This window comes from bacterium (assembly GCA_041648665.1).
Lineage (GTDB): Bacteria > UBA10199 > UBA10199 > 2-02-FULL-44-16 > JAAZCA01 > JAFGMW01.
Map to the genome: position 1 here is coordinate 1 of JBAZOP010000194.1, position 2,863 is coordinate 2,863.

Here is a 2,863-nt window from a genome sequence, read left to right on the forward strand (position 1 = left end):
CTCAAGGACAACGGAAGGGCGACGATCATCGGCACGAAGACGTTTGGAAAGGGCTCCGTGCAGACGGTGATAGATCTGGACGACGGCTCGGGGCTGAAGATCACCGTGGCGTTCTACCGAACCCCCAGCGGCAGGATAATAAACGATCAGGGCATAGTCCCCGACATCGTCGTCGCCGCGAAATCGCCGGAGGTTGCGGCGAAGGAGGCTGCTGCAAAGTCGCTCGCGGACAAGGTCGCCCCGGTCGAGGGCGATGAGGAGAAGGAGAACGAGAAGGACGAGGAAGAGGCGAAACAGAAGCCGGCGGAGAAGCCTCCCCTCGTGGACTATCAAAAAGAAAAGGCGATCGATTTCCTGAAATCGAAAATCACATCAAAGAAAAGCTGAGGAGGAAAGTCATGATCAAGAGAGTAGGCGTGCTCACCGGCGGCGGCGACTGTCCGGGGCTCAACGCGGTGATAAGGGCGATCGTGCGCAGGTCGCTGATGCACGGCGGCTATGAGATTATCGGCATCAAACAGGGCTGGAAGGGCCTGGTGGAGAATATCACCGTGCCCCTCAGGCGCGAGGACGTGCGGGGGATACTCCACAAGGGCGGCACGATACTAGGCACCAGCCGCACCAACATATTCAAGAATCCGGAGCTGGCCGGCAAGGCGATGGAAAACTACAAGTCGCTCAAGCTGGATGCCCTCATCGCGATCGGCGGCGAGGACACGCTGGGCGCCGCCAAGAGGCTGGGCGATATGGGCGTCAAGGTGGTCGGCTGCCCCAAGACGATCGACAACGATCTCAAGGGCACGGACTTCACCTTCGGCTTCGACACCGCTGTCATGATAGCCACGGAGGCGATCGACAGGCTGCATACCACCGCCGAGTCGCACGACCGCGTGCTCGTCTGCGAGGTCATGGGCCGTCACGCCGGCTGGATAGCGACCTACGCCGGGCTCGCCGGCGGGGCCGACGCGATACTCATACCCGAGAAGCCTATCAACGTCGACGAGGTCTGCGAGAGCGTGGTTCAGCGCTCCAAGCGCGGCATCAACTTCAGCATCATAGTCGTCGCCGAGGGGGCGAAGATCGAGGGCCAGGAGATCCTCTCATCAGGCAAGACCGACGACTTCGGGCACGTGCAGCTGGGGGGCATCGGCGCAATGCTGTCCAAGATGATCGAAAAGAAGACCGGCTTCGAGACCAGGGTCACCGTGCTCGGCCACGTGCAGCGCGGCGGGTCGCCGACCGCCTACGACAGGATCCTCGCCACGCGCTACGGCGTTGCGGCCATGGACGCGGTACACGGCGGGCACTTCGGAGTGCTCGTGGGTCTGCACGGCAACGAGATCGTCAACGTGCCTCTGGCCGAGGTCTCCGAGGGCATTCGGACCGTGGACGAGAAGTTCTACGAGATGACCAAGACCTTCTGGGGTTTCTAGAAATGTCCCCCGCGCAGTCTTTTTCCGTCGATGAGCGCGCGATCCTCGACCAGGTGAACCAAAAGGTCGCAGCATCGGAATCCATCGAGCGCATCATCGATTTCCTCTTCGATTCCACGGAGAAGATATTTCCCTGCGACCGCATCGGCCTGTCGCTCATCGAGGACGAGGGCCGCCGCGTGGTTGCCCATTATACCAGGGCTTCTTACGAGCCCGTGTTGCTCTCCAAGGGTTATGCCGAGGACCTGCAGGGGAGCAGTCTTGCCGAGGTCGTGCGGCGGGGCGTTCCGCGCGTGATAAGCGATCTCGAATCATACCTGAAGGAACATCCGCATAGCCCTTCCACCGGATTGCTCGTGAAAGAGGGGGTCCGCTCCAGCATGACTTGCCCGCTCGCAGTGGAGGGCCGCAACGTCGGCCTCCTCTTCCGCAGCTCGCGGAGGAAGGACGCGTACGACGACCACCAGGTGATGCTCCATCTCGCGGTCGCGGAGAGGCTCGCGCAGGCGGTGGAGAAGGCTTGGCGCATAGAGCAGCTCTCGGAGGCCAACCGCTCCTACTTCGAGATGCTGGGCTTCGTGTCGCACGAGCTCAAGAGTCCGCTGGCTTCGATAATAATGGAGGGGGAAATACTCTCCAAAAATTATATGGGAGATCTGACCCCTGAGCAGAAGGAGCATGTCGGAAAGATGATCGGCAAGGCGGAGAACCTCCTGGGTCTCATACGCGAATACTTGGACCTATCGAGTCTGGAGGGGGGCAGCCTTCGCATAGATTCCAAGCCCGGCATAGACCTCAGATCCCAGGTCGTCGAACCTTGCATCGAGGTGCTCAAGCCGCAGATAAAAGAGAAAAAATCCAGGATGGAGATCGCGATCGCCGGCGACGCGCCGCGCGTCAGTTGCGACCCTGACGCGCTGGGCATAGTGCTCACGAACCTGATCGGCAACGGCGTCAAGTACGGCAACGACGGCGGGCTGGTACGGATATCCGCCGGCTTCGCCCCGGATTCCTTTTCGATGAGCGTCTGGAACGAGGGCCCCGGTTTTTCAGAGGACGGAAAAAAGATGCTCTTTCGCAGATTCAGCCGCATCTCCGACCCGGAGCTCCTCAAGAGAAAGGGGACCGGGCTCGGTCTCTACACGACCTGGCGCATCGTCAATCTTCATGGCGGAAGGATCTGGGCTCGCTCGGAGCAGGGGAAGTGGGCGGAATTCTCGTTCACCATCCCTCAAACGAAAAGGGGCGACTAGTCGATCGGCAGCCTCACGATGAAAGAGCTCCCCTGGCCCGGCGTGGAGCGTACCTCGATGCTGCCGCCGAAGTGATCCACGATCTTCTTGACGTATGACAGGCCCAGGCCGATCCCCTCCACGTTGCCGGTGAAGTACTTCTCGATCTGGAAGAACTTGTCGAAGATCCTGTCGCGG

The 2,863-nt window shown here is 60.7% G+C and carries 4 protein-coding genes; 3 read left to right on the forward strand and 1 reads right to left on the reverse strand.

The annotated features are described in order from the left end of the window. The 3 genes from WC683_20590 to WC683_20600 form a co-directional block, all read left to right on the forward strand. A partial coding sequence (locus tag WC683_20590; protein ID MFA4975010.1) for a S41 family peptidase occupies positions 1-387 on the forward strand: 387 nt, incomplete at its 5' end. Positions 388-398: 11 nt separating this feature from the next. Next, on the forward strand, positions 399-1,433 hold the full coding sequence (locus WC683_20595; protein MFA4975011.1) for a 6-phosphofructokinase: 1,035 nt from the start codon (positions 399-401) through the stop codon (positions 1,431-1,433). A gap of 2 nt (positions 1,434-1,435) precedes the next feature. Then, the gene (locus tag WC683_20600; protein MFA4975012.1) at positions 1,436-2,686 is read left to right on the forward strand and encodes a GAF domain-containing sensor histidine kinase; all 1,251 of its coding nucleotides are present in this window, start codon (positions 1,436-1,438) and stop codon (positions 2,684-2,686) included. On the opposite strand, the gene WC683_20605 is transcribed toward WC683_20600, so the two are convergent. After that, a partial coding sequence (locus tag WC683_20605; GenBank protein ID MFA4975013.1) for a HAMP domain-containing sensor histidine kinase occupies positions 2,683-2,863 on the reverse strand: 181 nt, incomplete at its 5' end. The two genes, WC683_20600 and WC683_20605, sit on opposite strands and share 4 nt — an antisense overlap.